The organism is Geodermatophilus sp. SYSU D00703, from assembly GCF_054050155.1.
In genome coordinates, this window is sequence record NZ_JBJGYU010000001.1 from 114,585 (window position 1) to 140,962 (window position 26,378).

The following is a 26,378-nucleotide window of genomic DNA, read 5'->3' on the forward strand; positions in this document are numbered from 1 at the left end:
CCGCGCCACCGGTTCCGGACACGCCCGGGACCGTCGTCCCGCCCCGGTACCGTGGCGGCCGCCCCCTCCCGCCCCCCCCGACTGGAGCCCCCGATCCCCGTGTCCGACGACGGTCCGCCCGCCTTGTCCGTCGTGGCCGACGGCGCGACGGCGCCCGGCCTGTTCATCGCCTTCGAGGGCGGCGAGGGCGCGGGGAAGTCCACCCAGGTGCGGCTGCTCTGCGAGTGGCTCGCCGGCCAGGGGCGCACCGCGCGGGCGACCCTCGAACCGGGCGGGACGCCGGCCGGCGCCGCCGTCCGCGCCATCGTGCTCGACCGCGCCCACACCGGCCTCGCGCCGCGAGCGGAGGCGCTGCTCTACGCCGCCGACCGCGCCCAGCACGCGCACGCCGTGCTGCGGCCGGCGCTCGCCGCGGGGGAGGTCGTGGTCACCGACCGCTACATCGACAGCTCGCTGGCCTACCAGGGCGCCGGGCGGACCATCCCGATGGACGACGTCGCGGCGATCTCCCGCTGGGCGACCGAGGGCCTGCGGCCGGACCTCACCGTGCTGCTCGACCTGCCCCCGGAGGTCGGGCTGGCCCGCGCCCGCGGGCGGGCGGCCGCCGACCGGCTGGAGAGCGAGTCGCTGGACTTCCACCAGCGGGTGCGGACGACGTTCCGGGCGCTGGCCGACGCCGACCCCGGCCGCTACCTCGTGCTGGACGCCACCCGGCCGGTCGACGCCCTCGCCGCCGACGTCCGCGCCCGGGTCGGCGCGCTGCTGCGGGTGCGGGCATGAGCGTCTGGGAGGACGTGATCGGCCAGCCGGCCGTCGTGGCCGAGCTGCAGGCCGCGGTGGCCGACCCAGCGGCGATGACCCACGCGTGGCTGTTCACCGGACCGCCGGGCTCCGGCCGCTCCGTGGCCGCCCGTGCCTTCGCCGCCGCGCTGCAGTGCCCGGACGGCGGCGACGGCACCTGCCACGAGTGCCGCACGGTGCTCGCCGGCACGCACGCGGACGTCGCGGTCATCAACCCCGAGGGGTTGTCGATCGGTGTCTCGGAGGCGCGCGAGCTGGTGCGGGTGGCGGGGCGGGCACCGTCCCAGGGACGGTGGCAGATGATCATCGTCGAGGACGCGGACCGCATGAGTGAGGCCGCGGCCAACGCGGTGCTGAAGATGATCGAGGAGCCACCACCGCGGACCGTGGTCATGCTGTGCGCGCCGAGCCTGCACCCCGACGACATCAAGGTGACCATCCGCTCACGGTGTCGGGTCATGAGCCTGAGGACGCCCACGGCGGAGGCCATCGCCGACGTGTTGGTCCGCCGGGACGGCTTCGACCCCGCGATGGCGGCCTGGGCCGCCGGCGCCTGCGGCGGCCACATCGGACGAGCCCGTCGTCTGGCACGCGACGAGGACGCGCGACTGGCGCGCAAGGCCGTGCTGGACGTCCCGCTGTCCCTCGTCTCGCTGGCGGCCTGCCTCAACGCCGCTGACGACCTCGTCGCCGCCGCCCAGGAGGAGACGAGTGCAGCGACCGAGGCCCTCGACGACGCCGAGACCGAGGCGCTCAAGGCCAGTCTCGGGGTCGGGGCCAGGGGTCCGGGTGTCGCCGCTGCCAGCCGAGGCAGCGCAGGTCAGTTGAAGGAACTGGAGAAGCGGCAGAAGTCGAGGGCCACCCGCATCGGACGGGACTCGCTCGATCGGGCCCTGGTCGACCTCGCCGGGCTCTACCGGGACGCGCTGGTCCTCGGCTCCGCGGCGTCCGAGCAGCTGCCGCTCAACCACCCCGACCGGCGGGCGGACGCCGAGGAGCTGGCGCGGCGGATCGGCCAGGAGGGGGCGCTGCGCCGCATCGACGCCGTCCTGGCCTGCCGGGCGGCGCTGGAGCAGAACGTGAAACCGCAGATCGCCGTCGAGGCGCTCACCGTGGCGCTGCGTCTGCCCGTCTGAGAGAGGACCCCGTCCTCCCGATCCGTCGCAGGCTCGGGGCGGGCCCCTGGACGGGGGCTGCGCAGCGGGGGTGGAGCCGTCACGTAAACTGTTCGCCGCACGCCCGCCGCCTTAGCTCAGTCGGTAGAGCATCTCACTCGTAATGAGAAGGTCGTCGGTTCGATTCCGACAGGCGGCTCAGCACGGACCAGCGGGTCCTTCCTCCGGGGAGGGCCCGCTGAGTCGTCTCCGGAGCCGCGCGGCTGCCTCCTGGGCGCGATCTGCTTACGCGGAGCAGGTGTCCCCGATAGGCTCCGTGGCGTTCAGGAAGCGCTCAGTACCGGAAGGGAGCGCCCGATGACGACGCCCGTAGAGTGCGTGATCCTCGACATCCCCGACGGCCTGCGTCTCGACCTGCTGGGTCTGGTCGTGGAGATCGGTCGGGTCCGGATCGTGGCCGATCGCGCCGGTCTGCTCGGCGGCCTGCTCGCGTCCCTGACCTGCGGGGGCACGGCGGCCGCCGACAGCCTCGAGGCGATGGCCCAACTGCTCCGGGCGAACGACGGGGGGCCGCAACAGCAGGCGCCCCAGCAGGCAGCGGCCGGCTAGGAGCGGTCCTCGGCCCGGCTGGGTGCCGGCGTCCGGGAGGCCGGCAGGACGGCGTTCCGGCCGGCCTGACGCACCCGGGAGCGGTACGCCGCTCCCGGGTGCGTCAGGCGCAGTGGACGGCCATCGACCCGGGAAACCGCGTGACCGCATGGCCGCCCGGCCAGCACGATGCCCGGTGTGGACCGAGCCCTGGCCAGCGCCGTCGCGCACCGCTGGCACCCCGTCGCCGCCCCGCTCTCCGACGAGAGCGTCCGCCTGCTGCTGGAGCGGCTCGACCCGCCCGACGGCGCCCGCGTGCTCGACCTGGGCTGCGGTTCCGGCGCGTGGCTGCTGCCGCTGCTGGCGGCCCGTCCCGACCTCACCGGGGTCGGGGTCGACCTGTCGGCGCCCGCGCTGGCCGAGGCCCGGCGCCGGGTGGACCAGCGGGGGCTCGCCGACCGGGTCGAGCTCGTCGAGGGCGACGCGGCCGCCTACGACGGCGGCCCGTTCGACGTCGTCCTGTGCGTGGGAGCCAGCCACGTCTTCGGCGGGCCGGCCGGCACTCTGACCGCCGTCCGCGGCCCGCTGCGGCCGGGCGGGCGGGTGCTTTTCGGCGACGGGTTCTGGGAGCGCGGACCGAGCCCGCAGGCGCTGGCCGGCCTGGGCGCCGAGCCGGGGGAGCTGCCCGACCTCGGCGGACTGGTGGTGGAGGTCGCGCGCGCGGGCTTCGAACCCGGCTACGGACACCTCAGCAGTCCGGCCGAGTGGGACGAGTACGAGTGGTGCTGGACGGGGGCGCTCACCGCCTGGGCGCTGGACGAGGCGCCCGACGGCGACCGGGACGCCGCCCTCGAGCTGGCCCGCACGCACCGCCGGCAGTGGCTGGCCGGCTACCGCGGCGAGCTCGGCTTCCTCACCGTCGTCCTCCACGACGTGCGGCGCTGAGGACGCCGACGGCGGCGCACCCAGGAGGAGGGGTGCGCCGCCGTCGGCGTCCGTCGTGCGCTCGGCGGCCGCTCGGTGAGGGGCCAGGGTGGCCACCGTTCAGGGTCCCGCGCCGAGCGTGTGAGGCGCGGGGGGAAGGGTGGTCCTTCTTCAGTGGGAGCCGTTCTCCTTGGCCCGGGCGAGGGAGGCCACGATCTCGGCCTCGGCGTCCTCGCGGCCGACCCACTCGGCGCCCTCGACCGACTTCCCCGGCTCGAGGTCCTTGTAGGTCTCGAAGAAGTGCTGGATCTCCAGCCGGTCGAACTCCGAGACGTCGTGGATGTCGGTGAGGTGGGCCATCCGCGGGTCGGTCGCGGGCACGCAGAGGACCTTGTCGTCGCCGCCCTTCTCGTCGGTCATGCGGAACATGCCGATGGCCCGGCAGGTGATGAGGCACCCGGGGAAGGTGGGCTCGTCGAGCAGTACGAGGGCGTCGAGCGGGTCGTCGTCCATGCCGAGGGTGTGCTCGATGTAGCCGTAGTCCGCCGGGTAGCGGGTGGAGGTGAAGAGCATCCGGTCCAAGCGGATGCGTCCGGTGGCGTGGTCCAGCTCGTACTTGTTCCGCTGGCCCTTCGGGATCTCGATCGTCACGTCGAACTGCACGGGTCGTAGTGTGGCTGATCGGACCCCGGGCGACCGCCGGAGGTCGTTCCAGGGGGTGGACACCATCGCGTCGAGCGGGTCGGCGACCGTCACGCCGAGGTACTCGCGGTTCCGCCGCCGGCTCGTCCTGGTCGTCCTCGCGCTGCTGCTCGTGGTCGCCGCCGTCGTCTGGTTCGTCGTCGCCCCCGGCAGCGGGGACGACGACGCGCCGGCCGACCCGGGGGTCGCCGAGGCCCGCTTCCCCGACGTCGAGGCCGCCGCACCGGTGCTCGCCGCGCTGGGCTCCGAGGCCCCGGTCCCGGACGGCGACGCGCTGACCGCCCAGCTCGACCCGCTGCTGTCCGCGCCGGCCCTGGGCGCCGGGGTCAGCGCGGAGGTCGTCGACGCCGCCTCCGGCGAGGTGCTCCTCGACCGGGACGCCGACCAGCCGGCCACCCCCGCCTCCACCGCGAAGCTGCTCACGGCCGTCGCGGCGCTGACCACCCTCGGCGCGGAGGCCACTCTCGAGACGACCGTCGTCGCGGGTGCCACCCCGGGCGAGGTCGTGCTGGTCGGCGGGGGCGACCCCACGCTGTCCCGCACCGCGCCGTCCCTCACCTACCCGGGCGCGCCCACGGTCGACGACCTCGCCGCCCAGGTCCGCGCCGCCCTCCCCGGGGGCACGGCGGTCAGCCGCGTGGTGGTCGACAGCTCGCTGTTCGAGGGCCCGCTGACGGCCTCCGGCTGGGGTCCCGACGACGCCCCCTCCAGCTACGCCGCCCCGGTCACCGCCACCGCCGTCGACGGTGCCCGCGTCCGCTCGGGGGAGAACGCGCGCAGCGGCCAGCCGGGCCTCGACGCCGGCGCCGCCCTGGCCACCGCCCTCGGCGCCACCGGCGCGACGGTCGCGCTGGGGGACGCCCCCGACGGCGCGCAGACCCTCGGCTCGGTGCGGTCGGCGCCGGTCGCCCGGCTGGTCGAGCAGGCACTGTCCCAGTCGGACAACCTGCTCGCCGAGGCCCTGGCCCGGCACGTGGCGATCGCCCGCGGCCTGCCGGCCACCTTCGAGGGGTCGGCGCAGGCGGTCACCGACGCGCTGTCCGACACCGGCCTCGACACGACGGGGGTGGAGCTCTCCGACGGCAGCGGCCTGTCGCTCGAGGACCGCGTGCCGGTCTCGCTGCTCGTCGACCTCCTCACCGGGGCCGCCGACGGCTCGCTGGCCGAGGCCGCGCCCGTCCTCTCCGGGCTGGCGGTCGCCGGCTACGACGGCACGCTCGCCGACCGCGCCGACGCCGATCCGCAGACCGCGCCGGGCAGCGTCCGCGCCAAGACCGGCACCCTGCTCGGCGTCCACGGGCTGGCCGGCACCGTGGTGACCGTCGACGGCCGGCTGCTGGTCTTCGCCGTCATCGCCGACGGCGCACCGGGGGACGGGCAGGCCGCCGAGGACGCGCTGGACGACGTCGCGGCGACGATGGCCCGCTGCGGCTGCCGCTGAAAGAGCGCTCTCCCGGCCCCACCGCTCGCACGCTCGCGGCAGGCGCCCGCAGGAGGGCCTACGGTGAGGCGATGAGCAGCGCTCCCCGGATGGTGGACTGGGACCTCGCCGGACGCACGGCCCGTCGACTGGTCGGCCCGGGTCCGGAGACGACGCGCGAGGAGGCCGCCGCCGTCGTCGCGGAACTGCGGGAGGCGGCCACCACGGCGGTGGCCCACGTCGAGCGGCTGACCGGGCTCGCCCCCGTCCCGGGTGGTCCCGCTCCCGACGTCGACGTCGTCGACCGCCCCGGCTGGGTGGACGCCAACACGGCGGGGATGGCTGCGCTGCTGGACCCGCTGGTCGACGCGCTGACCGCCAAGCAGGAGACCCGCCCCGGCCCGCTGGCCACCGCCATCGGCTCGCGCGCCACCGGCGTGCAGGCCGGCGGCATCCTCGCCTTCCTCTCCTCGCGGGTGCTCGGCCAGTACGAGGTGTTCGGCACCGGCGGCCGGCTGCTGCTGGTCGCGCCGAACATCGTCGACGCCGAGCGCCGCCTCGGCGTCGACCCCAGCGACTTCCGGCTGTGGGTCTGCCTGCACGAGGTGACCCACCAACTGCAGTTCACCGCCGTGCCCTGGCTCAAGGACCACCTCGAGGCCCAGATCGCCGAGTTCGTCGAGGCCACGGACCTCGACCCCGACGTGCTGCGCGAGCGGCTGCGCGACGTGCTGCGCAGCCTCGGCGACGCCGTCCGCGGCGGGGACGGCGACGAGGGCGGGCTGATGGCGCTGATCCAGGACCCGGCCCAGCGCGCCGTCCTCGACCGGGTCACCGCGGTGATGAGCCTGGTCGAGGGGCACGCCGAGTACGTGATGGACGGCGTCGGCCCGGACGTCGTCCCCTCGGTGCGGACGCTGCGGCTGAGGTTCGCCCAGCGGCGCAAGGGCCGCGGGCCGCTCGACCGCGTGCTGCGCCGGCTGCTCGGCCTGGAGCAGAAGATGCGGCAGTACGCCGACGGGCGGCACTTCGTCGGCGGGGTCGTCGACCTCGTCGGCATGGAGGGCTTCAACCGCGTCTGGTCGGGGCCGGAGACCCTGCCGCGGATCGAGGAGCTGACCGACCCGGCCCGCTGGGTCGAGCGGGTGCACGGCCGCCCGGCCATCCCCGCCTGAGGCCGCGCGGTGGCCGGTCCACCGCCGGCGGTCGCGGCGCTGCGGTCCGCGGTGCGCGCCGGGCTCCGGGGCAGCGACCGGCCGGTCCTGGCCGCCTGCAGCGGGGGAGCGGACTCGGTGGCGCTCGCGGCCGCCCTGGCCTTCGAGGCCCGGTCCGCGGCCGTCCCCGTCGGCGGCGTCACCGTCGACCACGGCCTGCAGCCCGGCTCGGCGGAGCGGGCGGCGGCCACGGCCGGCCTGCTCCTCGGCCTCGGCCTCGACCCCGTCCTCGTGCTGGGGGTGGACGTCGGCGCCGTCGGCGGTCCGGAGGCGGCGGCGCGAGCGGCCCGCTACGACGCGCTGGCCGGCGCCGCGCGGGAGCGGGGGGCCCGCGTCGCGCTCGGGCACACGCTCGACGACCAGGCCGAGACCGTGCTGCTCGGGCTGGGCCGGGGCTCCGGGCCGCGGTCCGTGGCGGGCATGGTGGCCGAGCGGGCCGACGCCGGGGTGACCTGGTGGCGGCCGCTGCTCGGCGTCCGCCGGGCCACGACCCGGCAGGCCTGCGCCGACCAGGGGCTGCCGGTGTGGGACGACCCCTGGAACACCGACCCCGCCTACACCCGGGCCCGGCTGCGCGGCGAGGTGCTGCCGCTGATGGAGGAGGTCCTGGGCGGCGGCGTGGCGCCCGCGCTGGCCCGGACCGCCGAGCTGCTCCGGGAGGACCTCGACGCCCTCGACGCGCTCGCCGCGGCCGAGCTGGCCCGGCTGGCGGGGGAGGCCGGGGACGGCGGCCTGCCCGCCCGTCCGCTGGCGCCGCTCCCCGCGGCGCTGCGCCGGCGCGTCCTGCGCGGCTGGCTGCGGGCGGCCGGGGTGCCCGACCTGCAGGCGGTGCACCTGCGCGCCGTCGAGACGCTGGTCACCGGGTGGCGCGGGCAGGGGCGGGTGGACCTACCCGGAGGTGCCGGGGTCGGCCGGACGTCTGGCAGGCTGGTGTTCCTGCCCCCCGGCGACGCGCGGGGCCCCCAGCCCGGGGCCGCACCAGACACCCTCGAGGAGCCATCGGCGTGACCAAGGCCGCCAGCGAGTCCGGAGAGCTCGGCAACCACCACGGCTACGGCCCCGACATCGACCACGTGCTGCTCGGCGAGGAGCAGATCCAGGCCAAGATCGCTGAGCTGGCCGCCCAGATCGCCGAGGACTACGCCGGCAAGGAGGTCCTGCTGGTCGGCGTCCTCAAGGGCGCGGTGCTGTTCATGAGCGACTTCGCCCGGGCGCTGCAGCTGCCCACGCAGATGGAGTTCATGGCCGTCTCGTCCTACGGCTCCTCGACGAGTTCCTCCGGCGTCGTGCGCATCCTCAAGGACCTCGACCGCGACATCAGCGACCTGCACGTGCTGGTGCTCGAGGACATCATCGACTCGGGGCTGACCCTGTCCTGGCTGCTGAAGAACCTGGGCAGCCGCCGTCCGGCCTCACTGGAGGTCTGCGCGCTGCTGCGCAAGCCCGACGCGGTCAAGGTCGACGTGCCGGTGCGCTACATCGGGTTCGACATCCCCAACGAGTTCGTCGTCGGATACGGTCTGGACTACGCCGAGCGCTACCGCGACCTGCCCTACATCGCCACGCTCAAGGCCGAGGTCTACTCCGGCTGAACGGGCTTCCCCCGCCCGGGGGTCGACAGGTCCTCTCCGGCCTTCGCACAGCAGTCCTACAGCCTCTCCGGTGTACCGTCGATCGCAACGACGCTGCACCGAGCGCCGGGGTGGCCCGCCCAGGTCGCAGGGAGCGTCCCGGCGGACGATCAGGAGGGTGGACGGGTCAGGCCGGGGACCCCGGCCGCCCGGCATCGGTGTATGGAACGCAAGAAGATCTTCCGCTCCGTGTGGTTCTGGGTCGTCCTCGTCGTCCTCCTGGCGTTGGCGTTCTCCTCGCTGTTCCGCGGCAACGGGGGCTACGAGGAGGTCAGCACCCGGACCGCGATCGAGCAGATCACCGGTGGCAACGTCGACCAGGTCACGATCAACGACAAGGAACAGACGCTCGACCTGGATCTGAAGAACCCGGTCGACGGCAGTGACCAGGTCACCGCGTCCTACCCGATCGGCGCCTCCGACGACATCTTCGACCTCGTCTCCGGCCTGAACGGCAACGGGGACGGCGTCGACTTCAACACCAACGTCACGCAGGACAGCGTCCTGGTCAGCCTGCTGATCAGCTTCCTGCCGTTCGTGATCCTCCTCCTGCTGCTGTTCTGGCTGTTCAACTCGATGCAGGGCGGCGGCCGCGGCGTCATGGCCTTCGGCAAGTCCAAGGCCAAGGTGGTCAGCAAGGACACCCCGAAGACGACGTTCGCCGACGTCGCGGGCGCCGACGAGGCGATCGAGGAACTGCAGGAGATCAAGGACTTCCTGGCCAACCCGGTCAAGTTCCAGGCCGTCGGCGCGAAGATCCCCAAGGGCGTGCTGCTGTTCGGCCCGCCCGGCACCGGCAAGACGCTGCTCGCCCGCGCCGTCGCCGGCGAGGCCGGGGTGCCGTTCTTCTCCATCTCGGGCTCGGACTTCGTCGAGATGTTCGTCGGCGTGGGTGCCAGCCGCGTCCGCGACCTGTTCGAGCAGGCCAAGCAGAACGCCCCGGCGATCATCTTCGTCGACGAGATCGACGCCGTCGGCCGGCACCGCGGCGCCGGCATGGGCGGCGGCCACGACGAGCGCGAGCAGACCCTCAACCAGATGCTCGTCGAGATGGACGGCTTCGACGTCAAGGGCGGCGTCATCATGATCGCCGCCACCAACCGGCCGGACATCCTCGACCCGGCGCTGCTGCGCCCGGGCCGCTTCGACCGGCAGATCGCCGTCGACCGGCCCGACCTGGAGGGGCGCAAGGCGATCCTCGCCGTCCACGCCAAGGGCAAGCCGCTCGCGCCGGACGTCGACCTCGAGACCGTCGCCCGCCGTACCCCCGGCTTCACCGGCGCCGACCTGGCCAACGTGCTCAACGAGGGGGCGCTGCTCACCGCCCGCAACGACGGCACGGCGATCACCGACGCCACCCTCGAGGAGGCGATCGACCGCGTCATCGCCGGCCCGGAGCGCAAGACGCGGGCGATGAGCGAGAAGGAGAAGAAGGTCACCGCCTACCACGAGGGCGGGCACGCCCTCGTGGCGCACGCGCTGCCCAACCTGGACCCGGTGCACAAGGTGACGATCCTGCCGCGCGGCCGCTCGCTGGGGCACACGCTGGTGCTGCCGACCGAGGACAAGTACACCCAGACCCGGTCGGAGATGATCGACACGCTGGCCTACGCCCTCGGCGGCCGGGCGGCGGAGGAGCTGGTCTTCCACGAGCCGACCACCGGCGCCGGCAACGACATCGAGAAGGCCACCTCGCTGGCCCGGGCGATGGTCACCCAGTACGGCATGAGCGCCAAGCTCGGCGCGGTGAAGTACGGCACGAACGACTCCGAGCCGTTCCTGGGCCGCGACATGCGCTCGCACCCGGACTACTCCGAGGCCGTCGCCGCCGACATCGACGCCGAGATCCGGGCGCTCATCGAGGCCGCGCACGACGAGGCCTGGGAGATCCTGGTCGAGTACCGGGCCGTCCTCGACCAGCTCGTCCTCGAGCTGATCGACAAGGAGACGCTCTCCAAGGAGGACATGGCGCGGATCTGCGCCCCGGTGACCAAGCGGCCCTCGCTGGCGCCGTACAACGGCTTCGGCAAGCGCACCCCGTCCGACCTGCCGCCGGTCCTGACGCCGGCCGAGCAGGCGGCGCAGCACGGGAACGGGCACGTCGGCGAGGGCAACCCGGTCGGCGACGTCGGCGCCCCCGTCCAGAGGTGAGCGAGCGTGCGAGCTCAGCCATGAGCACAGCAGTGCCGCGAACGCGTCCGACGAGCGCCAGCGGGGAGGTCGCGTGAGTGAGGTCCCGGCCGAGCCGGACGACGTCCTGCTGCCGGTCCCGCCCCGCGCCGGCGTCGACCACGAGCGTGCGGTGGCCGCCGTCCGTGAGCTGCTCCTCGCGGTGGGCGAGGACCCGGACCGCCCGGGCCTGCGGGACACCCCGGCCCGGGTGGCCCGCGCCTACGCGGAGACCTTCGCCGGGCTGTGGCAGGACCCCGTCGACGTCCTCGCGACCACCTTCGACGAGGACCACGACGAGATGGTCCTGGTCAAGGACATCCCGATGTACTCGACCTGCGAGCACCACCTGGTGCCCTTCCACGGGGTGGCGCACATCGGCTACATCCCCGGCGACGACGGCCGGGTGACCGGGCTGTCCAAGCTGGCGCGGCTGGTCGAGGTCTACGCCCGGCGCCCGCAGGTGCAGGAGCGGATGACCAGCCAGATCGCCGACGCGCTGGCCGAGGTCCTCAAGCCCCGTGGCGTGCTGGTGGTCATCGAGGCCGAGCACCTGTGCATGGCCATGCGCGGCATCCGGAAGCCCGGTTCGACGACGGTGACCTCCGCCGTCCGCGGCATCTTCCGGGACAACCCGGCGACGCGCAGCGAGGCGATGAGCCTCGTGATGCGAGGGTGACGGGCCAGTGAGCATCGCCGGAGGCTGGGGGCACGTCCCGCTTGCGGGGGACAGCGACCGAGGAGCGGAGCGGGCCCGGAGCCGAGCCGTGGACAGAGGCCGGTGAGCGTCGAGCTCCTCCGCCCCGCCCACTGCGTCGTGATGGGCGTCCTCAACGTCACGCCCGACTCCTTCTCCGACGGCGGCTGCTTCGCCGACGCCCCGTCGGCGATCGCCCACGGGCTGGCCATGCACGCGGCGGGTGCCGACTACGTCGACGTGGGCGGGGAGTCCACCCGGCCCGGCGCCGACCGGGTCGACACCGACGAGGAGTGCCGCCGGGTGCTCCCGGTGGTCCGCGAGCTCACCGACGCGGGCGTGCGGGTCAGCGTCGACACCACCCGCGCCGAGGTGGCCGAGGCCGCGCTGCAGGCCGGGGCGGTCCTCGTGAACGACGTCAGCGGGGGGCTGGCCGACGCCGGCATGGCCCGACTGGTCGCCGACGCCGGCGTCCCCTGGGTGCTCATGCACTGGCGGGGGCACAGCCGCGAGATGTACGCGGCGGCCCGCTACGGCGACGTCGTGACCGAGGTCTGCGCCGAGCTCACCGCCCGCGTGGAGGACGTCGTGGCCGCGGCGGTGGCGCCCGAGCAACTGGTGCTCGACCCCGGGCTGGGGTTCGCCAAGCGCGCCGAGCACAACTGGGCGCTGCTCGCCGGCCTGGACCGGCTGATCGATCTCGGGCTGCCGGTGCTCGTCGGCGCCTCGCGCAAGACCTTCCTCGGCCGGCTGCTCGCCGCCCCGGACGGCGCCGTGCGCCCCGCGGAGGAGCGCGACGCGGCCACGCTGGCCACGACCGTGCTCGCCGCCGAGGCCGGCGCGTGGGGGGTGCGGGTGCACGACGCGGCCGCCTCGGCCGACGCGGTCCGCACGGTCGCCGCCGTCCAGGCCGCGCGCGGGGAGAGGAACCGCCGTGACCGGTGACCACCCGTCCCGCCGCCCCGATCGCATCGCCGTCCGCGGGCTGACCGCCCACGCCCACCACGGGGTCTACGACGTCGAGCGGGAGCGGGGGCAGACCTTCCGCGTCGACGCCGTCCTCGAGCTCGACACCGCCCCGGCCGCGGCGGGGGACGACCTCGAGAAGACGGTCAACTACGCCGAGCTGGCGCAGGCCCTGCACGCGGTCCTGACCGGGGAGCCGGTCGACCTCCTGGAGACCCTCGCCCAGCGGCTGGCCGACGTCTGCCTGGCCGACCCGCTGGTGGACGCCGTGGAGATCACCGTGCACAAGCCCGAGGCCGACCTCGGGGTGCCCTTCGACGACGTCACCGTGAGCATCCGGCGGGAGCGGGCGTGAGCCGGGCGGTCCTGTCCCTCGGCGCCAACCTCGGCGACCGGGCCGCCACGCTGCGCGGCGCGATCACCGCGCTCAAGGACGACGGCGTGCTGGTGGCCCGGTCCACGCTGTACGAGACCCCGCCCTGGGGGCCGGTCGAGCAGCCGCCGTACCTCAACGCGGTCGTCGTCGTCCGCGGGCCGCACGACGCGGCCGGGTGGCTGGCGCGCGCCCACGAGCTGGAGCAGGCCGCGGGACGGACCCGCGACGTCCGCTGGGGCCCCCGCACGCTCGACGTCGACGTCGTCGCGGTCACCGGGGACGACGGGCAGCCGGTGCTCTCCGCCGACCCCGCCCTGACCCTGCCGCACCCGCGCGCGCACGAGCGGGCCTTCGTGCTCGTGCCCTGGGCGTCGCTGGACCCCACGGCGGTGCTCCCCGGCCACGGGCGGGTGGTCGACCTGGTCGCCGCCCTGCCGCGCGAGGACGTCGCCGCGGTGGTCCGCTGGAAGCACCTTCGGTGAGCGAGCTGGCGAGCTCACGCATGAACAGAGCGAGGCGGCGAACGCGGCCGACGAGCGCCAGCGAGGAGGGCGCGTGAGACCGGTGAACCGGCGCGACCTCACCGTCCTGGTCGCCGGGCTGGCCGTGGCGGCCTGGCTGGTCGTCCGGTCGGCCTACGGGGACCTGCCCGCGCTGCGCTGGTGGCTGCCGGTGCCGATCGGGGTGCTGGCCGTCGCCGAGCTGCTCGGCGCCCGGACCCTGCGCGCCCGGCTGGCCGCCCAGCGGGACCGCCGTCCACCGGCCGAGCGCGGCCACGCGCCGGTGCGGCCGGTGGAGCCGATGATGGTGGCCCGGCTGGCGGTGCTGGCCCAGGCCAGCGCCTACGTCGGCGCGGTGTTCCTCGGCATCTGGATCGGGCTGCTGCTCTACGTCGTCCCGGCCCTGTCGCGGCTGCAGGCCGCCGGCGGGGACACCGTCGCCGGCGTCATCGGGGTCGTCTGCTCGGCCGCGCTGGTCGGTGCCGCCCTGTGGCTGGAGTCGGTCTGCCGGATCCCGCCGTCCCCGCAGGACGACGAGCCGCCCCTCGACCCCCGGGGCTGACGGCGGTCATCCCCGCACCGACCTCCGCAGCGCCGCGTGCAGCGACCCGGGGGTGAGGACGCCGAGGTAGCGGTCCCCGTCCATGACGGCCACCCAGCCCGCGTCGGACTGCAGCATCGTGGCCAGCGCCGTGCGCAGCGACGTGTCCGCCGGCACGGTGCCGTCGCTGCGGACGACGGCGGAGGCGACCGTCCCGGCCCCGGCCGCCCGTGCCGTCGGCAGCGAGCCCACCGGCCGGCCCGACCCGTCGAGCACCACGGCCCAGCCCGCGCCGGCCCGGTCCAGCACGGCGCCCACGTCGGCCAGGCCGTCGTGGAGACCCACCGTCGGCGGCTGCTCCAGCACGGCCGGGTCGATGGGGGTGACCGCCAGCCGCTTGAGCGCCCGGTCGCCGCCGACGAAGTCGGCCACCACCTGGTTGGCCGGGCGGCCCAGCACCTCGGCCGGCGGCGCGAACTGCTCCACGTGCCCGCCGGTGCTCATCACCGCGATGCGGTCGCCGAGCCGGACCGCCTCCTCGATGTCGTGCGTGACGAAGACGATCGTCTTGCGCACCGTCTCCTGCAGCCGGAGGAACTCCGCCTGCAGCCGCTCGCGCACCACCGGGTCGACGGCGGAGAACGGCTCGTCCATCAACAGGACGGCGGGGTCGGCGGCCAGCGCCCGCGCCACGCCGGCCCGCTGCCGCTGGCCCCCGGAGAGCTGGGCGGGGTAGCGGTCCCCGTGGACGGCCGGGTCGAGGCCGACCGTCGCGAGCAGCTCGTCGACCCGCGCCCGGGTGCGCCCGCGGTCCCACCCGAGCAGCCGCGGCACGGTCGCCACGTTGGTCCGGACCGTCTGGTGCGGGAAGAGCCCCACGCTCTGGATGACGTAGCCGATCCGGCGGCGCAGCCGGTCGGCGTCCACGCGGGTGACGTCCTCCCCGCCGAGGAGGATGCGGCCGGTCGACGGCTCGATGATCCGGTTGATCATCTTCATCGTCGTCGTCTTGCCGCAGCCCGAGGGGCCGACCAGGACCGACAGCTCCCCGGCCGCGAAGGTCAGGTCGAGCGCGGCGACGCCGACGGTGCCGTCCGGGTAGACCTTGCTGACGCCCTCCAGCCGGATCTCCTGGGCGCCGCCCCCGCCGGTCGTCGCCGTGGCGGTCGTGGCGGCGGCGGTGGCAGTAGCGTCCACGACGTGGCCTCCCTGGGTGCGCACCCGCCGACGGGTGCGGCGAGCGACCCGGTGGTGCTCGCGGCGGACGAAGCGCCGAACCCCTGGTTCAGCCCGTCGTACGTGACCGACAACTGGGACACCATTGTGGTCTACCTGGAGCAGCACGTCAGGCTCACCGTCGGCGCGGTCCTGCTCGGGGCGCTCGTCGCGCTGCCCCTGGCGCTGCTGGCCCGGCGCACCCGGCTGCTGTCCGGGCCGGTGCTGGGCCTGTCGACGGTGGTCTACACGATCCCCTCGCTGGCCATGTTCGCCTTCCTGGCGCCGTTCACCGGGCCGCTGTCGGCGACGACCGTGCTGCTCGGGCTCACCCTCTACACGCTGGTGATCCTGGTCCGGAACTTCCTCGTCGGGCTGCAGGGCGTGCCGGACGACGTCCGCGAGGCCGCGCGGGGGATGGGCTACGGCCCCGCGCGGATGTTCCTGCAGGTCGACCTGCCGCTGGCGCTGCCGACCTTCATGGCCGGGCTGCGCATCGCGACCGTCTCGACCGTCGCGCTGGTCACCGTCGGCGTCATCACCGGCAACGGCGGGCTGGGGCAGCTGATCGTGGGCGGGTTCAACGCGAACTTCTACCGGGCCGAGATCGTCACCGGCGCCGTCGGGTGCGTGCTGCTCGCGCTGGTCGCCGACGTGCTGCTCGCCGGGCTCGAGCGGCTGCTCACCCCGTGGACGCGGGCGGTCCGGGCATGAGCTCCTTCGGCGACGCCTTCGTCTACCTCAACGACCCGTTCAACTGGACGCGGCCGGGCGGCATCCTCGACCTGCTCGCCGAGCACCTGGCGGTCTCCGCCGCGGCGGTGCTGCTCGCCGCGGTCCTCGCGATCCCCGCGGGGGTGCTCCTCGGCCGCAGCGGCCGCGGCGCGGGCGGGATCGTCGTCCTGTCCAACGTCAGCCGAGCCGTGCCGACCCTGGCCCTCCTCACCGTCTTCGCGGTGACGCCGATCGGCTTCAGCGACACCGCGACCGTCATCGCCCTCGCGGTCTTCGCCGTCCCGCCGATGCTCACCAACACCTTCGTCGGCTTCCGCGAGGTCGACCGCGACGTGCGCGAGGCGGCCCGGGCGATGGGCATGAGCCCGCGCCAGCTGCTGGCGCGGGTCGACGCCCCGCTCGCGCTGCCGCTGGTCATGACCGGCGTCCGGACGGCGGCGGTGCAGGTGGTCGCCACCGCCACCCTCGCCGCCCTCGTCGGGGGCGGCGGGCTGGGCCGCATCATCAACCTCGGCTTCGGCCAGCAGGACCTCGGCCAGATCCTCGCCGGTGCCTTCCTCGTGGCCGGGCTCGCGCTGCTCACCGAGCTGGTGCTGGTGCTGGTGTCGTGGGCGGTCACCCCCGGCCCCCGGCGGCTGCCGCTCCTCCGGTCCGCGCGCGGCCGGGCCGGGACGCCGGAGCCGACCGCGTCGGGCGTCCCCCTCTGAGCCGCTCGGTAACAACCGCGCAACAGGGTCCGGCCGGGAGTTGGCCGAGCGCGTGGCCAGGCGGTTGCATGATCGGCGCGGGACTCCTCCCGCCAGACACGCGTCGCGGCCGCACGGCCGCACGGGACACAGAAGGCGGGCGAGATGCGCAGCCGTACCCGGGTCCTCCCTCCCCTCGCGCTGGCCGCGGTGCTCCTCACCGCGACCGCCTGCGGCGAGTCCGGCTCGTCGGGCACGGGCGGGGGCGAGACCGGCGGCGCCACCGCGGCGGGGGACACCTGCGCCCCCGTGGCCGGCGAGCAGCTGGTCGTGCTCGAGGACGACCAGCAGCTGCAGAACGCCGACAACGTCGTCCCGGCGGTCAACCTCGCCACCTCCCAGGCCAACCCGGCGCTGCTCCCGGCGCTGGACGCGGTCTCGGCCGCCCTGACCACCGAGGAGCTCATCGAGCTCAACGCCGCGGTGGACATCGAGCGGCAGAGCGCCGAGGACGTCGCCGCGGCCTGGGTGCAGGACAACGTCGACGCGGCCGCCCTGGAGCAGGGCAGCGGCGCGATCGCGGTCGGCGGTGCCAACTTCACCGAGTCCACCGTGCTCGCGAGCATCTACGCCGACGTCCTCACCGGTGCCGGCTTCGACGCCTCCGTCCGCGAGGTCGGCAACCGCGAGCTGTACCTGCCGGCGCTCATCTCCGGCTCGGACATCCAGGTCTTCCCCGAGTACCTGTCGACGGTCACCGAGTTCCTCAACCGCCAGGTCAACGGCCCCGAGGCGCAGCCGGTGGCCAGCGGGGACGCGCAGGCGACGGTCAGCGCGCTGCAGCCGCTGGCCGAGCAGGTCGGCCTGGTCTTCGGTGAACCCTCGAACGCCGCTGACCAGAACGCCTTCGCCGTCACCCAGGAGTTCGCCGACCAGGTGGGGGTCGCGACCCTGTCGGAGCTGGCCGACGCCTGCGGCGACGGATCGCTGGTGCTCGGCGGCCCGGCGGAGTGCCCGGACCGGCCGTTCTGCCAGCCGGGCCTGGAGGAGACCTACGGGCTGCAGTTCGCCGAGTTCCGCGAGCTCGACCCCGGCGGCCCGCTGACCAAGGCCGCGCTCCAGCAGGGCGAGGTCTCGATCGGCCTGGTCTTCAGCTCCGACGGAGCACTCGCGCAGTAGGAGGACCCCCTGCCCCCCGCCGTGGGAGGACCCGTCCTCCTCACCCCTCGCTCGCTCGGGGTGAGCCTCGGGACGGGGCCACTGCGGGCCCTGCAGGGGGCCGGAGGGCCCGGGACGGCGTGTCCCGGGCCCTCTCGCGTGTGTGGCGCCCGGCGATTCCAGCCCGTGGTCGGAGGCTGCCTCACCGTTACTCTGGAGCCATGCGGGGGGACCGGGACGACGTGGCCGCCGAGCGTTCCGGAACCGGTTCCCGCACCGTCCGACGCGGCCCCGTTGCGGCTTCCCCGGGCCTGCGGACCGCCGGCCTGGCGGTCGGGTTCGTCCTCGCCGTCGTCGCCACCGTCGTCGTCTTCGTGACCGACGACCCCCGGGTGCTCCGGCTGGCGGTCATCGGCGCGGCCTGGGCCTTCGTGCTCGCCGCGCTGGGAACGGCCCGGCGGGGTGGCGGCGCGGCCCCCGAGCGCGACGAGGTCGCGGCCGTCGAGCGGTCCGCCGCCGAGCGTGAGGCCGAGCTGCGGCTCGCCTACGAGCTCCAGCTGGAGCGGGAGGTCGCGGCCCGGCGGGAGCTCGAGCTGCGCGTGGAGAACGACGTGCGACGCGAGACCGAGCAGGCGGTGCGCGCCGACCTCGACGCCCTGCGCGGCGAGGTGGCCCGGGTCGCCGAGCTGCGGGCGGGTCTCGCCCAGCTCACCGACCTGCGGGCGGACCTGGCGCAGCTGGCCGAGCTGCGGGCCGACGTCGGCCGCCTGCGCACGGAGCTCACCGAGCAGCTGTCCGGCGAGATGCTGGTCGAGCGGATCATGCTGCGCACCCAGTCCATCCGGACCGCCCCGGCGACGGCCGAGACCCCGGCTCCCCGCACCATCGACGCCGCCGGCTGGGTCGAGCCGGCTGCGGAGCTGACCGCCGCCCGGCCGGCGATCCGGCTCGCGGACCTCACCGTCGGCGGAGCGACCCGGCAGTTCGCCGAGGTGCGCGTCGAGACGGCAGCGGCCGAGCCGCCGGTCCGCTCGACGCCGGCTCCCCCGCCCCCGCCGCTGGACTGGCTGGCAGAGCGGTCGATGGTGGAGCCCGACGAGGCGGCCCCGGCGCGGCGCTCGCGGTCCGCAGCCTCCGCCGAGCCGCCGGAGTCCCCGCGGGACCGGTCGGCGACCCGGTCCCTGGCCGAGCCCGCGACGGCCGCCGAGCCGAGCCGTCGGCACACCGACGCCCCGTACCGCCCGGTCGCGCCGGCCGAGCAGCCCACCGAGCAGCGCCCCGCCGTCCCGCGCGACGCCGCGCCGGCGGCCGGCGAGGGGGCCGTGCGGTTGGCGGAGATCCTCGCCGCGAACGGGGTCAGCCCGTCGTCCGGCGGCCGCCGGCGGCGCCGCTACCGGGACGACGGCGAGACCGACGACGTCCTCTCGCGGGTGCTCGGCCGCTGACCCGGCCGCGACCGCGCCCAGGCGTGCGGCAGGCGTGACCCAGTCCACAGGCCTCAGGCGTTGCACCGGCTGCGAGCCGGACACACACTCGCCATCGGCGCGCAACCCGCGTGGCACGACTCGGCCGCAGCGGGGCCGGCGCCGGCACCACCGATCGACCCGAACGACCCGCACGCCCTGACGGTCGTCGACGAGGACGGCCGCGAACCCGAGTCCGGTACCCGCGAGGGACTGGAACGAGAGGTGCACCGATGCCTGCTGCCCGCAGGACTCCCCACGCTGCCGGCCTCCAGCCCGCCGGCACCGCTCCCGCCCGGCTCCGCGTCGGCGTCGTCGGCGCCGGACGCGTCGGCGCCGTCCTGGGCGCCGCCCTCGCCGCCGCCGGCCACGACGTGGTCGCCGCCGCCGGCCTCTCCACCGGCTCCGCCGAGCGTGCCGCGCGCCTGCTGCCCGGGACGCCGCTGCTCCCGACCGACGAGGTGGTCGCCGCCGCCGACCTGGTCGTCCTCGCCGTCCCCGACGACACCCTCGCCGGCCTGGTCTCGGGCCTGGCGGAGACCGGGGTGTGGCGCGCGGGGCAGCTGACCTTCCACACGTCCGGGGCGCACGGCCTCGCGGTGCTCGCGCCCGCCGCGCGGGCCGGCGTCCTGCCACTGGCGCTGCACCCGGCCATGACCTTCACCGGCGCCCCGGAGGACGCCGACCGGCTGGCCGGCACGCCGTTCGCGGTCACCAGCGCCCCCGAGCACCGGCCGGTCGCCGAGACGCTGGTGCTCGAGATGAGCGGCGAGCCGTTCTTCGTGGCCGAGGCCGACCGGCGGCTCTACCACGCCGCCCTCGTGACCGGCGCCAACCACCTCGTCACGCTGGTCGCTGAGGCCGCGGACCTGCTGCGCACCGCGGGCGTCGGCGAGCCCGCGCGGGTGCTGGCCCCGCTGCTCACCGCGGCGCTGGACAACGGGCTCCGGCGCGGCGACCGGGGGCTCACCGGGCCGGTCAGCCGCGGCGACGTCGGCACCGTCCGCGACCACCTCGACACGCTCACCGACCGGGCGCCGGAGTCCGTCGCCGCCTACGTCGCGATGGCCCAGCGCACCACCGAGCGCGCCCTGGCCGCCGGCCGGCTCAAGCGGCACGAGGGCGCACCGCTGCTGGACCTGCTGTACGAGGCCGCCGATCCGGCGGGCTCCCGGTGAGTGCACCTCCCACCCCGGCCGTCGCGGAGACGACCGCCGAGCTGGCCCGGCTGCGCGCGCGGCTGCCGGGACCGGTCGTCCTCGTCCCGACGATGGGCGCGCTGCACGAGGGCCACCGCACCCTGGTCCGGGCCGCACGGGAGCGGGGCGGCTCCGTGGTCGTCTCGGTGTTCGTCAACCCGACGCAGTTCGGCCCGGGCGAGGACTTCGACCGCTACCCCCGCACCTGGGACGCCGACCTCGACGCGCTCGCCGAGGAGGGCGCCGACGTCGTCTTCCACCCGCCGGTCGAGGAGGTCTACCCGCCCGGCGCGGTCGGGGTGACCGTGCACCCGGGGCCGCTGGGTGACGTCCTCGAGGGCGCCGTCCGTCCCGGGCACTTCGCCGGCGTCCTCACCGTCGTGGCCAAGCTGTTCGGCCTGGTCCGCCCGGACGTCGCCGTCTTCGGCGAGAAGGACTACCAGCAGCTGGTGCTCATCCGCGCCATGGCCCGCGAGCTCGCCCTCGGCCCCGAGGTCGTCGGCGTCCCCACCGTCCGCGAGGACGACGGCATGGCGCTGTCCTCCCGCAACCGGTACCTCTCCCCGGAAGAGCGGGCCACCGCCGCGGCGTTGTCGCGAGCGCTCCGGGCCGGTGCCGCGGCCGGCTCGCAGGGCGCCGAGGCCGTCCGCACCGCCGCGCGGCAGGTGCTCGCCACCGCTCCCGAGCTGGTCCCCGACTACCTCGAGCTCACCGACCCCGACCTCGGCCCGGCGCCCGCCGCCGGACCCGCGCGCCTGCTGGTCGCCGCCCGCGTCGGCAGCACCCGCCTGATCGACAACACCCCCGTGCACCTGGGAGACGACCGATGATGCGCACGATGCTCAAGTCCAAGATCCACCGGGCGACGGTCACCCAGGCCGACCTGCACTACGTGGGCTCGGTGACCATCGACGAGGACCTCCTCGACGCGGCCGACCTGCTGCCCGGCGAGCAGGTGGCGATCGTCGACGTCACCAACGGCGCGCGGCTGGAGACCTACGTCATCCCCGGCGAGCGGGGCAGCGGGGTGATCGGGATCAACGGCGCCGCCGCGCACCTCGTGCACCCCGGCGACCTCGTGATCATGATCAGCTACGGCGTGATGGACGAGACCGAGGCCAAGAGCCACATCCCCAGGGTCGTGCACGTCGACGGCGCCAACCGCATCGTCGACCTCGGCGGCGACCCGTCCGCGCCGGTGCCCGGCGCAGAGGACCATCGCCGGGGCCCGCTGGCGACGTCGTCCACCGGGGCCCGGTCGCGGCCCCGTCCCGGGTTCCCTCGTGAGCGTGCGAGCGGAGGGGAGGACGGGGTCCTTCCGCACCGGCGCTGCGACTTCGGCGTCCCGGTCCGGTGACCGCCGCCGCGACCGACACCCTCACCGGGCTGCCGCTGCGCCTGTCGGCGCCGGCGCCCGGCTGGGAGCTCACCGCCGACGTGTGCGTCGTGGGCTCCGGCGTGGCCGGGCTGTGCGTCGCGCTGCACGCGCGCGCCGCGGGGCTGTCGGTCGCCGTGGTGACCAAGGTCCGGGTGGACGCCGGGTCGACGCGCTGGGCCCAGGGCGGCATCGCCGCCGTGCTCGACCCCGCCGACAGCCCCGAGGCGCACGCCCGCGACACCGAGGTGGCCGGCGTGGGCCTGTGCGAGGCCGAGGCGGTGTCCGTCCTGGTCCACGAGGGGCCGCAGCGGCTGCGCCAGCTGATGGACTGGGGCGCCGCCTTCGACCGCGACCCCGCGGGCCGGCTGCTGCTCACCCGCGAGGGCGGGCACTCCGCCGACCGGATCGTGCACGCCGGCGGCGACGCCACCGGCTCGGAGGTGCAGCGCGCCCTCCAGGACGCCGTCCGCGCCGATCCGGGCGTCACGCTGGTGGAGCACGCGATGGTCCTCGACCTGCTCACCGACGCCGACGGGCGCGCGGCCGGGGTCACCCTGCACGTGCTCGGGGAAGGCAGCGCGGACGGCGTCGGCGCGGTCCGCGCCCGCGCGGTCGTGCTGGCCACCGGCGGCATGGGGCAGGTCTACGCCGCCACCACCAACCCCTCGGTCTCCACCGGCGACGGCGTGGCCCTCGGGCTGCGGGCCGGCGCGGTCGCCACCGACCTGGAGTTCGTCCAGTTCCACCCGACCTCGCTCTACCTCGGGCCCGGCGCCCGGGGCCAGCAGCCGCTGGTCAGCGAGGCGCTGCGCGGCGAGGGTGCGGTGCTGCGCGACGGGTCGGGGGAGCGGTTCATGGTGGGCGTGCACCCACTGGCCGAGCTGGCCCCCCGCGACGTCGTCGCCAAGGCGATCACCGCCGTCCAGCTGCGCGACGGCGTCCCGCACGTCTGGCTGGACGCGCGCGAGGTGCCCGACGTCGCCACGCGCTTCCCCACCATCACCGCCAGCTGCCGGGCCGCCGGCATCGACCCCGTCACCGACCTGGTCCCGGTGACCCCCGCGGCGCACTACGCCTCCGGCGGCCTGGTCACCGACCTCGCGGGCCGGACGACGGTGCCCGGGCTCTACGCCTGCGGGGAGGTCGCCTGCACCGGCGTCCACGGCGCCAACCGGCTGGCCTCCAACTCGCTGCTGGAGGGCCTGGTCTTCGCCGCCCGGATCGGCGCCGAGCTCGCCGGGCGGCTGCCGGCGCCCGCGGCGGTGCGCCTCACCGAGGCCGCGCCGTCCGGGCTGCTGGACCCGGCCGGGCGCCGGGCGGTGACCGACACCATGTCCGCCCGCGTCGGCGCGCTGCGCACCGGGGCCGGGCTCGCCGAGGCGGTCGACCGGCTCGCCGCGCTCGCCGCCGGGCTGGGCGGGACCGCTCCTGCCGTGGACAGCTGGGAGGCGACCGACCTGTTGACCGTCGCCAGCTCCCTCACCGCCGCGGCGGCGACCCGCGAGGAGACCCGCGGCTGCCACTGGCGCGAGGACCACCCCGGAACCGAGGAGGAGTGGCGCGTGCACCTCGACGTCCGCCTGGACCCGTCCGGCCGCCTGACGGTGACCCGCCGGCCGGTCGGCACCCCGGTGGTGCAGCCGTGGTGAGCTCGGTGGTCGACCCGCGGGACCTCTCCGGCACCGGCCTCTCCGAGGCGTGGGTCGACGAGCTGGTGGAGCGCGCCCTCGTCGAGGACCTCACCGGCGGCGCGCCGCTGCCCGCGGCCCCCGACCTCGCCGTGACCCATGACGTGACCAGCGCCGCGACCGTCCCCGCCAGCCGGCTGGGGACCGCCGACCTGGTGGCCCGCGCCGACGGCGTGGTCGCCGGCCTGCCGGTCGCCGCGCGGGTGTTCACCCGGCTCGCCCCCGGCGCGACGCTCACCGCGGGCGCGACGGACGGCGACCGCGTGGCCCGCAGCGACGTGCTGCTGACCGTCCGCGGGCCGGTGCGCGCGCTGCTGGCCGCCGAGCGCAGCGCCCTGAACATCGCCAGCCGGGCCAGCGGCATCGCCACCCTCACCCGCCGGTGGGTCGACGCCGTGGCCGGCACCGGGGCCGTCGTCCTGGACACCCGCAAGACCACGCCGGGGCTGCGGCCGCTGGAGAAGTACGCGGTCCGCTGCGGCGGCGGGTCGAACAAGCGGATGGGCCTCTACGACGTGGCGATGGTCAAGGACAACCACGTCGCCGCCGCCGGCTCGGTCGCCGCGGCCGTCGCCGCCGTCCGCGAGCGGGCCCCGGGCGTCACCGTGCAGGTCGAGGTCGACGTGCCGGCCCAGGCCGTCGAGGCGGTCGAGGCCGGCGCCGACTTCCTGCTCTGCGACAACATGGCGCCGGACGCCCTGCGCGAGGTCGTGGCGCTCGTCGCGGGCCGGGCCGAGCTGGAGGCCACCGGCGGGCTCACCCTCGACGTCGCCCGCGAGGTGGCCGGGACCGGCGTCGACTACCTGTCGGTCGGCGGGCTCACGCACTCGGCGCCGATCCTCGACCTCGCCCTCGACCTGCGGGCCTGACCGTGCTGCTCACCGTCGACGTCGGCAACAGCCAGACCGTCCTCGCCACCTTCGACGGCGACCGGCGGGTGGGCTGCTGGCGGGTGACGACGGCGCCGCGGGCGACCGCGGACGAGCTGCGGATGCTGTGGCGCGGGCTGCTGCGCGACACCGAGGTCACCGGGGTGTCGGCCTGCTCGACGGTGCCCGCGCTGCTGCCGGCGCTGCGCCAGCTGCTGGACTCGCTCGAGGTGCCGGTCGTCCTCATCGGTCCCGGCGTCCGGACCGGCGTCCCGCTGCACGTGGACAACCCCCGCGAGGTCGGTGCGGACCGCGTCGTGACCGCGCTCGCCGCGCACGAGCTCTACGGCCGGGGGCCCGGCGGCGGGAACCGGCCCGTGGTGGTCGTCGACTTCGGCACCTCCACCAACGTCGACGCCGTCGGCCCCGCGGGGCAGTTCCTCGGCGGCGCGCTGGCCCCGGGCGTGGAGGTCAGCCTGGAGGCGCTGGCCAGCCGCGCGGCCCAGCTGCGGTCGGTGGAGCTCACCGTGCCGGCGCACGCCATCGGCAAGAACACCGTCGCGGCGCTGCAGTCGGGCCTGGTGCTCGGTTTCGCCGGCCTGGTCGACGGGCTGGTCGCGCGGATCGCCGCCGAGCTGGTCGACTCGTTCGGGGTGCCGCCGGTGGTGGTCGCCACGGGCGGGCTCGCGCCGCTGGTCGCCGACAGCTGCCGGTCCATCGGCGAGCGCGAGCCCGACCTCACCGTCCACGGGCTGCGGCTGGCCTTCGAACGGCAGCAGGCCGGTCTCCGTCACCCGCCCACCCGGCGTCCGCCCTCCCCGTAGGCTCGCCTCCCGTGACAGACGTACCGTCCGGCCCGGCTGACGACGAACTCCCCGAACAGCTCCGGGTCCGCCGGGCGAAGCTGGACCGGCTGCGCGAGTCCGGCGTCGACCCGTACCCGGTCGCCGTCGCCCGGACGACCACGCTGGCCGACGTCCGCGCCGCCCACCCCGACCTGCCGCCGGACACGATGACCGGCGAGAAGGTGGGGATCACCGGCCGGGTCATATTCAGCCGCAACACCGGCAAGCTGTGCTTCGCGACGCTGCGCGAGGGGGACGCCGAGCTGCAGGTCATGCTCTCCCGCGACCGGGTGGGCGCCGAGGCGCTGGACGCCTGGAAGGCCGACGTCGACCTCGGCGACCACGTGTTCGTCCAGGGGGAGGTCGGGACGTCGCGGCGCGGGGAGCTCTCGGTGTTCGCCGACTCCTGGCAGCTCACCGCCAAGTCGCTGCGCCCGCTGCCGGTGGCCCACAAGCCGATGAGCGAGGAACTGCGGGTCCGCCGTCGGTACGTGGACCTGATCGTGCGCGACGAGGCCCGCCGCACGGTGCGGCAGCGGTCCACGGTGATGTCGACGCTGCGCACGGGCCTCGCCTCCCGCGGCTACCTCGAGGTCGAGACGCCGATGCTGCAGACGGTGCACGGCGGCGCCGCGGCGCGCCCGTTCCGCACCCACATGAACGCGTTCGACCTCGACCTGTACCTGCGCATCGCGCCGGAGCTGTTCCTGAAGCGGTGCATCGTCGGCGGGCTCGAGCGGGTCTTCGAGATCAACCGCAACTTCCGCAACGAGGGCGCCGACAGCACGCACTCGCCGGAGTTCGCGATGCTCGAGTGCTATCAGGCCTATGCCGACTACCAGGTGATGGCGACCCTCACCCGGGAACTGGTCCAGGAATGCTGCGCCGCGCTGTTCGGCGACCACGTCGCGCGGCACAACGACGGCACCGAGATCGACCTGTCGGGCGAGTGGCCGCAGATCCCGCTCCACACGGCGGTGTCCGAGGCCGTGGGGGAGGAGGTCACCCCCGAGACCCCGCTCGAGCAGTTGCGGTCGATCGCCGAGCGCAACGGGATCGGGGTGGACCCGAAGTGGCTGCCCGGGAAGGTCGTCGAGGAACTGTTCGAGGCGCTGGTGCAGGACGCGCTGCAGTCGCCGACGTTCGTCATCGACTACCCGCTGGACACCTCGCCGCTGACCCGGGCGCACCGGTCGGCGTCGGGCCTGGCCGAGAAGTGGGACCTCTACATCGCGGGGGTCGAACGCGCGACCGCCTACTCCGAGCTGGTCGACCCCGTGGCCCAGCGCGAGCGGTTCACCGCCCAGGCGGCGCTGGCGGCGGCCGGCGACCCCGAGGCGATGGCCCTCGACGAGGACTTCCTCGAGGCGCTCGAGTACGGGATGCCGCCCACCGGCGGCATGGGGATGGGCATGGACCGGCTCATGATGACCCTGACCGGACTCGGAATCCGCGAGACCATCCTCTTCCCGCTCGTGCGGCCGCTTTCGTCCTGAAC

27 protein-coding genes and 1 tRNA gene are annotated in these 26,378 nt (G+C 75.6%); 26 read left to right on the plus strand and 2 right to left on the minus strand.

What is annotated here, in order from left to right; genetic code table 11:
* The first annotated feature begins 132 nt into the window (after positions 1-132).
* The 5 genes from tmk to ACI782_RS00620 all read left to right on the plus strand — a co-directional run bounded on the left by tmk (position 133) and on the right by ACI782_RS00620 (position 3,449).
* Positions 133-780, plus strand: coding sequence for a dTMP kinase (tmk, locus tag ACI782_RS00600; protein ID WP_456906101.1), 648 nt, complete (start codon positions 133-135; stop codon positions 778-780).
* On the plus strand, positions 777-1,937 hold the full coding sequence (locus tag ACI782_RS00605) for a DNA polymerase III subunit delta' (RefSeq protein ID WP_456905018.1): 1,161 nt from the start codon (positions 777-779) through the stop codon (positions 1,935-1,937). The genes tmk and ACI782_RS00605 overlap by 4 nt, the downstream gene beginning before the upstream one ends.
* Positions 1,938-2,042: 105 nt before the next feature.
* Positions 2,043-2,115: transfer RNA gene (locus tag ACI782_RS00610), tRNA-Thr, on the plus strand.
* 158 nt (positions 2,116-2,273) lie between these two features.
* Positions 2,274-2,525, plus strand: a complete 252-nt coding sequence (locus ACI782_RS00615; protein WP_456905020.1) for a hypothetical protein — start codon at positions 2,274-2,276, stop codon at positions 2,523-2,525.
* Positions 2,526-2,702: 177 nt separating this feature from the next.
* Positions 2,703-3,449, plus strand: coding sequence for an SAM-dependent methyltransferase (locus tag ACI782_RS00620; RefSeq protein ID WP_456905022.1), 747 nt, complete (start codon positions 2,703-2,705; stop codon positions 3,447-3,449).
* A gap of 150 nt (positions 3,450-3,599) precedes the next feature.
* Here ACI782_RS00620 and ACI782_RS00625 read toward each other — a convergent pair whose 3' ends face one another.
* A complete protein-coding gene (locus ACI782_RS00625) occupies positions 3,600-4,091 on the minus strand; it encodes an inorganic diphosphatase (protein ID WP_456905024.1) in 492 nt (163 codons plus the stop codon).
* Between the two features lie 55 nt (positions 4,092-4,146).
* Here ACI782_RS00625 and dacB point away from each other — a divergent pair, with 55 nt between their 5' ends.
* The 10 genes from dacB (at position 4,147) to ACI782_RS00675 (ending at position 13,665) form a co-directional block, all read left to right on the plus strand.
* Positions 4,147-5,571, plus strand: a complete 1,425-nt coding sequence (dacB, locus tag ACI782_RS00630) for a D-alanyl-D-alanine carboxypeptidase/D-alanyl-D-alanine endopeptidase (RefSeq protein ID WP_456905026.1) — start codon at positions 4,147-4,149, stop codon at positions 5,569-5,571.
* A gap of 71 nt (positions 5,572-5,642) precedes the next feature.
* A complete protein-coding gene (locus ACI782_RS00635; protein ID WP_456905028.1) occupies positions 5,643-6,725 on the plus strand; it encodes a zinc-dependent metalloprotease in 1,083 nt (360 codons plus the stop codon).
* Between the two features lie 9 nt (positions 6,726-6,734).
* A complete protein-coding gene (gene tilS, locus ACI782_RS00640; RefSeq protein WP_456905030.1) occupies positions 6,735-7,772 on the plus strand; it encodes a tRNA lysidine(34) synthetase TilS in 1,038 nt (345 codons plus the stop codon).
* The gene (hpt, locus tag ACI782_RS00645) at positions 7,769-8,356 is read left to right on the plus strand and encodes a hypoxanthine phosphoribosyltransferase (protein WP_456905032.1); all 588 of its coding nucleotides are present in this window, start codon (positions 7,769-7,771) and stop codon (positions 8,354-8,356) included. Before tilS ends, hpt begins: the two co-directional genes overlap by 4 nt.
* A gap of 201 nt (positions 8,357-8,557) precedes the next feature.
* Complete coding sequence (gene ftsH / locus ACI782_RS00650; RefSeq protein WP_456905034.1) at positions 8,558-10,546, plus strand: ATP-dependent zinc metalloprotease FtsH; 1,989 nt, start codon at positions 8,558-8,560, stop codon at positions 10,544-10,546.
* A 73-nt stretch (positions 10,547-10,619) separates the two neighbouring features.
* Entirely contained in the window at positions 10,620-11,243 is a 624-nt protein-coding gene (gene folE, locus ACI782_RS00655) for a GTP cyclohydrolase I FolE (RefSeq protein WP_456905036.1), read from the plus strand.
* A 102-nt stretch (positions 11,244-11,345) separates the two neighbouring features.
* On the plus strand, positions 11,346-12,206 hold the full coding sequence (folP, locus tag ACI782_RS00660) for a dihydropteroate synthase (protein WP_456905038.1): 861 nt from the start codon (positions 11,346-11,348) through the stop codon (positions 12,204-12,206).
* Positions 12,196-12,582: a dihydroneopterin aldolase gene (folB, locus tag ACI782_RS00665; RefSeq protein WP_456905040.1), complete on the plus strand. Its 387-nt coding sequence runs from the start codon at positions 12,196-12,198 to the stop codon at positions 12,580-12,582. Before folP ends, folB begins: the two co-directional genes overlap by 11 nt.
* Positions 12,579-13,085, plus strand: a complete 507-nt coding sequence (gene folK / locus ACI782_RS00670; protein ID WP_456905042.1) for a 2-amino-4-hydroxy-6-hydroxymethyldihydropteridine diphosphokinase — start codon at positions 12,579-12,581, stop codon at positions 13,083-13,085. The genes folB and folK overlap by 4 nt, the downstream gene beginning before the upstream one ends.
* A gap of 73 nt (positions 13,086-13,158) precedes the next feature.
* Complete coding sequence (locus ACI782_RS00675; protein ID WP_456905044.1) at positions 13,159-13,665, plus strand: DUF3180 domain-containing protein; 507 nt, start codon at positions 13,159-13,161, stop codon at positions 13,663-13,665.
* Positions 13,666-13,671: 6 nt separating this feature from the next.
* On the opposite strand, the gene ACI782_RS00680 is transcribed toward ACI782_RS00675, so the two are convergent.
* Positions 13,672-14,841 (minus strand): ABC transporter ATP-binding protein, encoded by a 1,170-nt coding sequence (locus ACI782_RS00680; RefSeq protein WP_456905046.1) that lies wholly within the window; start codon positions 14,839-14,841, stop codon positions 13,672-13,674.
* A gap of 3 nt (positions 14,842-14,844) precedes the next feature.
* On the opposite strand from ACI782_RS00680, the gene ACI782_RS00685 reads away from it, so the two are divergent.
* The 11 genes from ACI782_RS00685 (at position 14,845) to lysX (ending at position 26,376) form a co-directional block, all read left to right on the plus strand.
* Complete coding sequence (locus tag ACI782_RS00685) at positions 14,845-15,573, plus strand: ABC transporter permease (RefSeq protein WP_456905048.1); 729 nt, start codon at positions 14,845-14,847, stop codon at positions 15,571-15,573.
* Positions 15,570-16,301 (plus strand): ABC transporter permease, encoded by a 732-nt coding sequence (locus tag ACI782_RS00690; RefSeq protein ID WP_456905050.1) that lies wholly within the window; start codon positions 15,570-15,572, stop codon positions 16,299-16,301. The genes ACI782_RS00685 and ACI782_RS00690 overlap by 4 nt, the downstream gene beginning before the upstream one ends.
* Positions 16,302-16,445: 144 nt before the next feature.
* Positions 16,446-17,459, plus strand: coding sequence for a glycine betaine ABC transporter substrate-binding protein (locus ACI782_RS00695; RefSeq protein ID WP_456905053.1), 1,014 nt, complete (start codon positions 16,446-16,448; stop codon positions 17,457-17,459).
* A 200-nt stretch (positions 17,460-17,659) separates the two neighbouring features.
* The gene (locus ACI782_RS00700; RefSeq protein ID WP_456905055.1) at positions 17,660-18,883 is read left to right on the plus strand and encodes a DUF6779 domain-containing protein; all 1,224 of its coding nucleotides are present in this window, start codon (positions 17,660-17,662) and stop codon (positions 18,881-18,883) included.
* 251 nt (positions 18,884-19,134) lie between these two features.
* Positions 19,135-20,079 carry a Rossmann-like and DUF2520 domain-containing protein gene (locus tag ACI782_RS00705; RefSeq protein WP_456905057.1) on the plus strand — a complete coding sequence of 315 codons (945 nt, stop codon included), beginning with the start codon at positions 19,135-19,137 and terminating at the stop codon, positions 20,077-20,079.
* Entirely contained in the window at positions 20,076-20,930 is an 855-nt protein-coding gene (panC, locus tag ACI782_RS00710) for a pantoate--beta-alanine ligase (protein WP_456905059.1), read from the plus strand. The genes ACI782_RS00705 and panC overlap by 4 nt, the downstream gene beginning before the upstream one ends.
* 8 nt (positions 20,931-20,938) lie before the next feature.
* Positions 20,939-21,457, plus strand: coding sequence for an aspartate 1-decarboxylase (gene panD, locus ACI782_RS00715; protein WP_456905061.1), 519 nt, complete (start codon positions 20,939-20,941; stop codon positions 21,455-21,457).
* Complete coding sequence (locus ACI782_RS00720; protein ID WP_456905063.1) at positions 21,454-23,127, plus strand: L-aspartate oxidase; 1,674 nt, start codon at positions 21,454-21,456, stop codon at positions 23,125-23,127. The genes panD and ACI782_RS00720 overlap by 4 nt, the downstream gene beginning before the upstream one ends.
* Positions 23,124-24,035, plus strand: a complete 912-nt coding sequence (nadC, locus tag ACI782_RS00725; RefSeq protein WP_456905065.1) for a carboxylating nicotinate-nucleotide diphosphorylase — start codon at positions 23,124-23,126, stop codon at positions 24,033-24,035. Before ACI782_RS00720 ends, nadC begins: the two co-directional genes overlap by 4 nt.
* A gap of 2 nt (positions 24,036-24,037) precedes the next feature.
* Positions 24,038-24,859, plus strand: a complete 822-nt coding sequence (locus tag ACI782_RS00730) for a type III pantothenate kinase (RefSeq protein ID WP_456905067.1) — start codon at positions 24,038-24,040, stop codon at positions 24,857-24,859.
* A gap of 11 nt (positions 24,860-24,870) precedes the next feature.
* The gene (gene lysX / locus ACI782_RS00735; RefSeq protein ID WP_456905069.1) at positions 24,871-26,376 is read left to right on the plus strand and encodes a bifunctional lysylphosphatidylglycerol synthetase/lysine--tRNA ligase LysX; all 1,506 of its coding nucleotides are present in this window, start codon (positions 24,871-24,873) and stop codon (positions 26,374-26,376) included.
* The last annotated feature ends 2 nt before the right edge of the window (positions 26,377-26,378 follow it).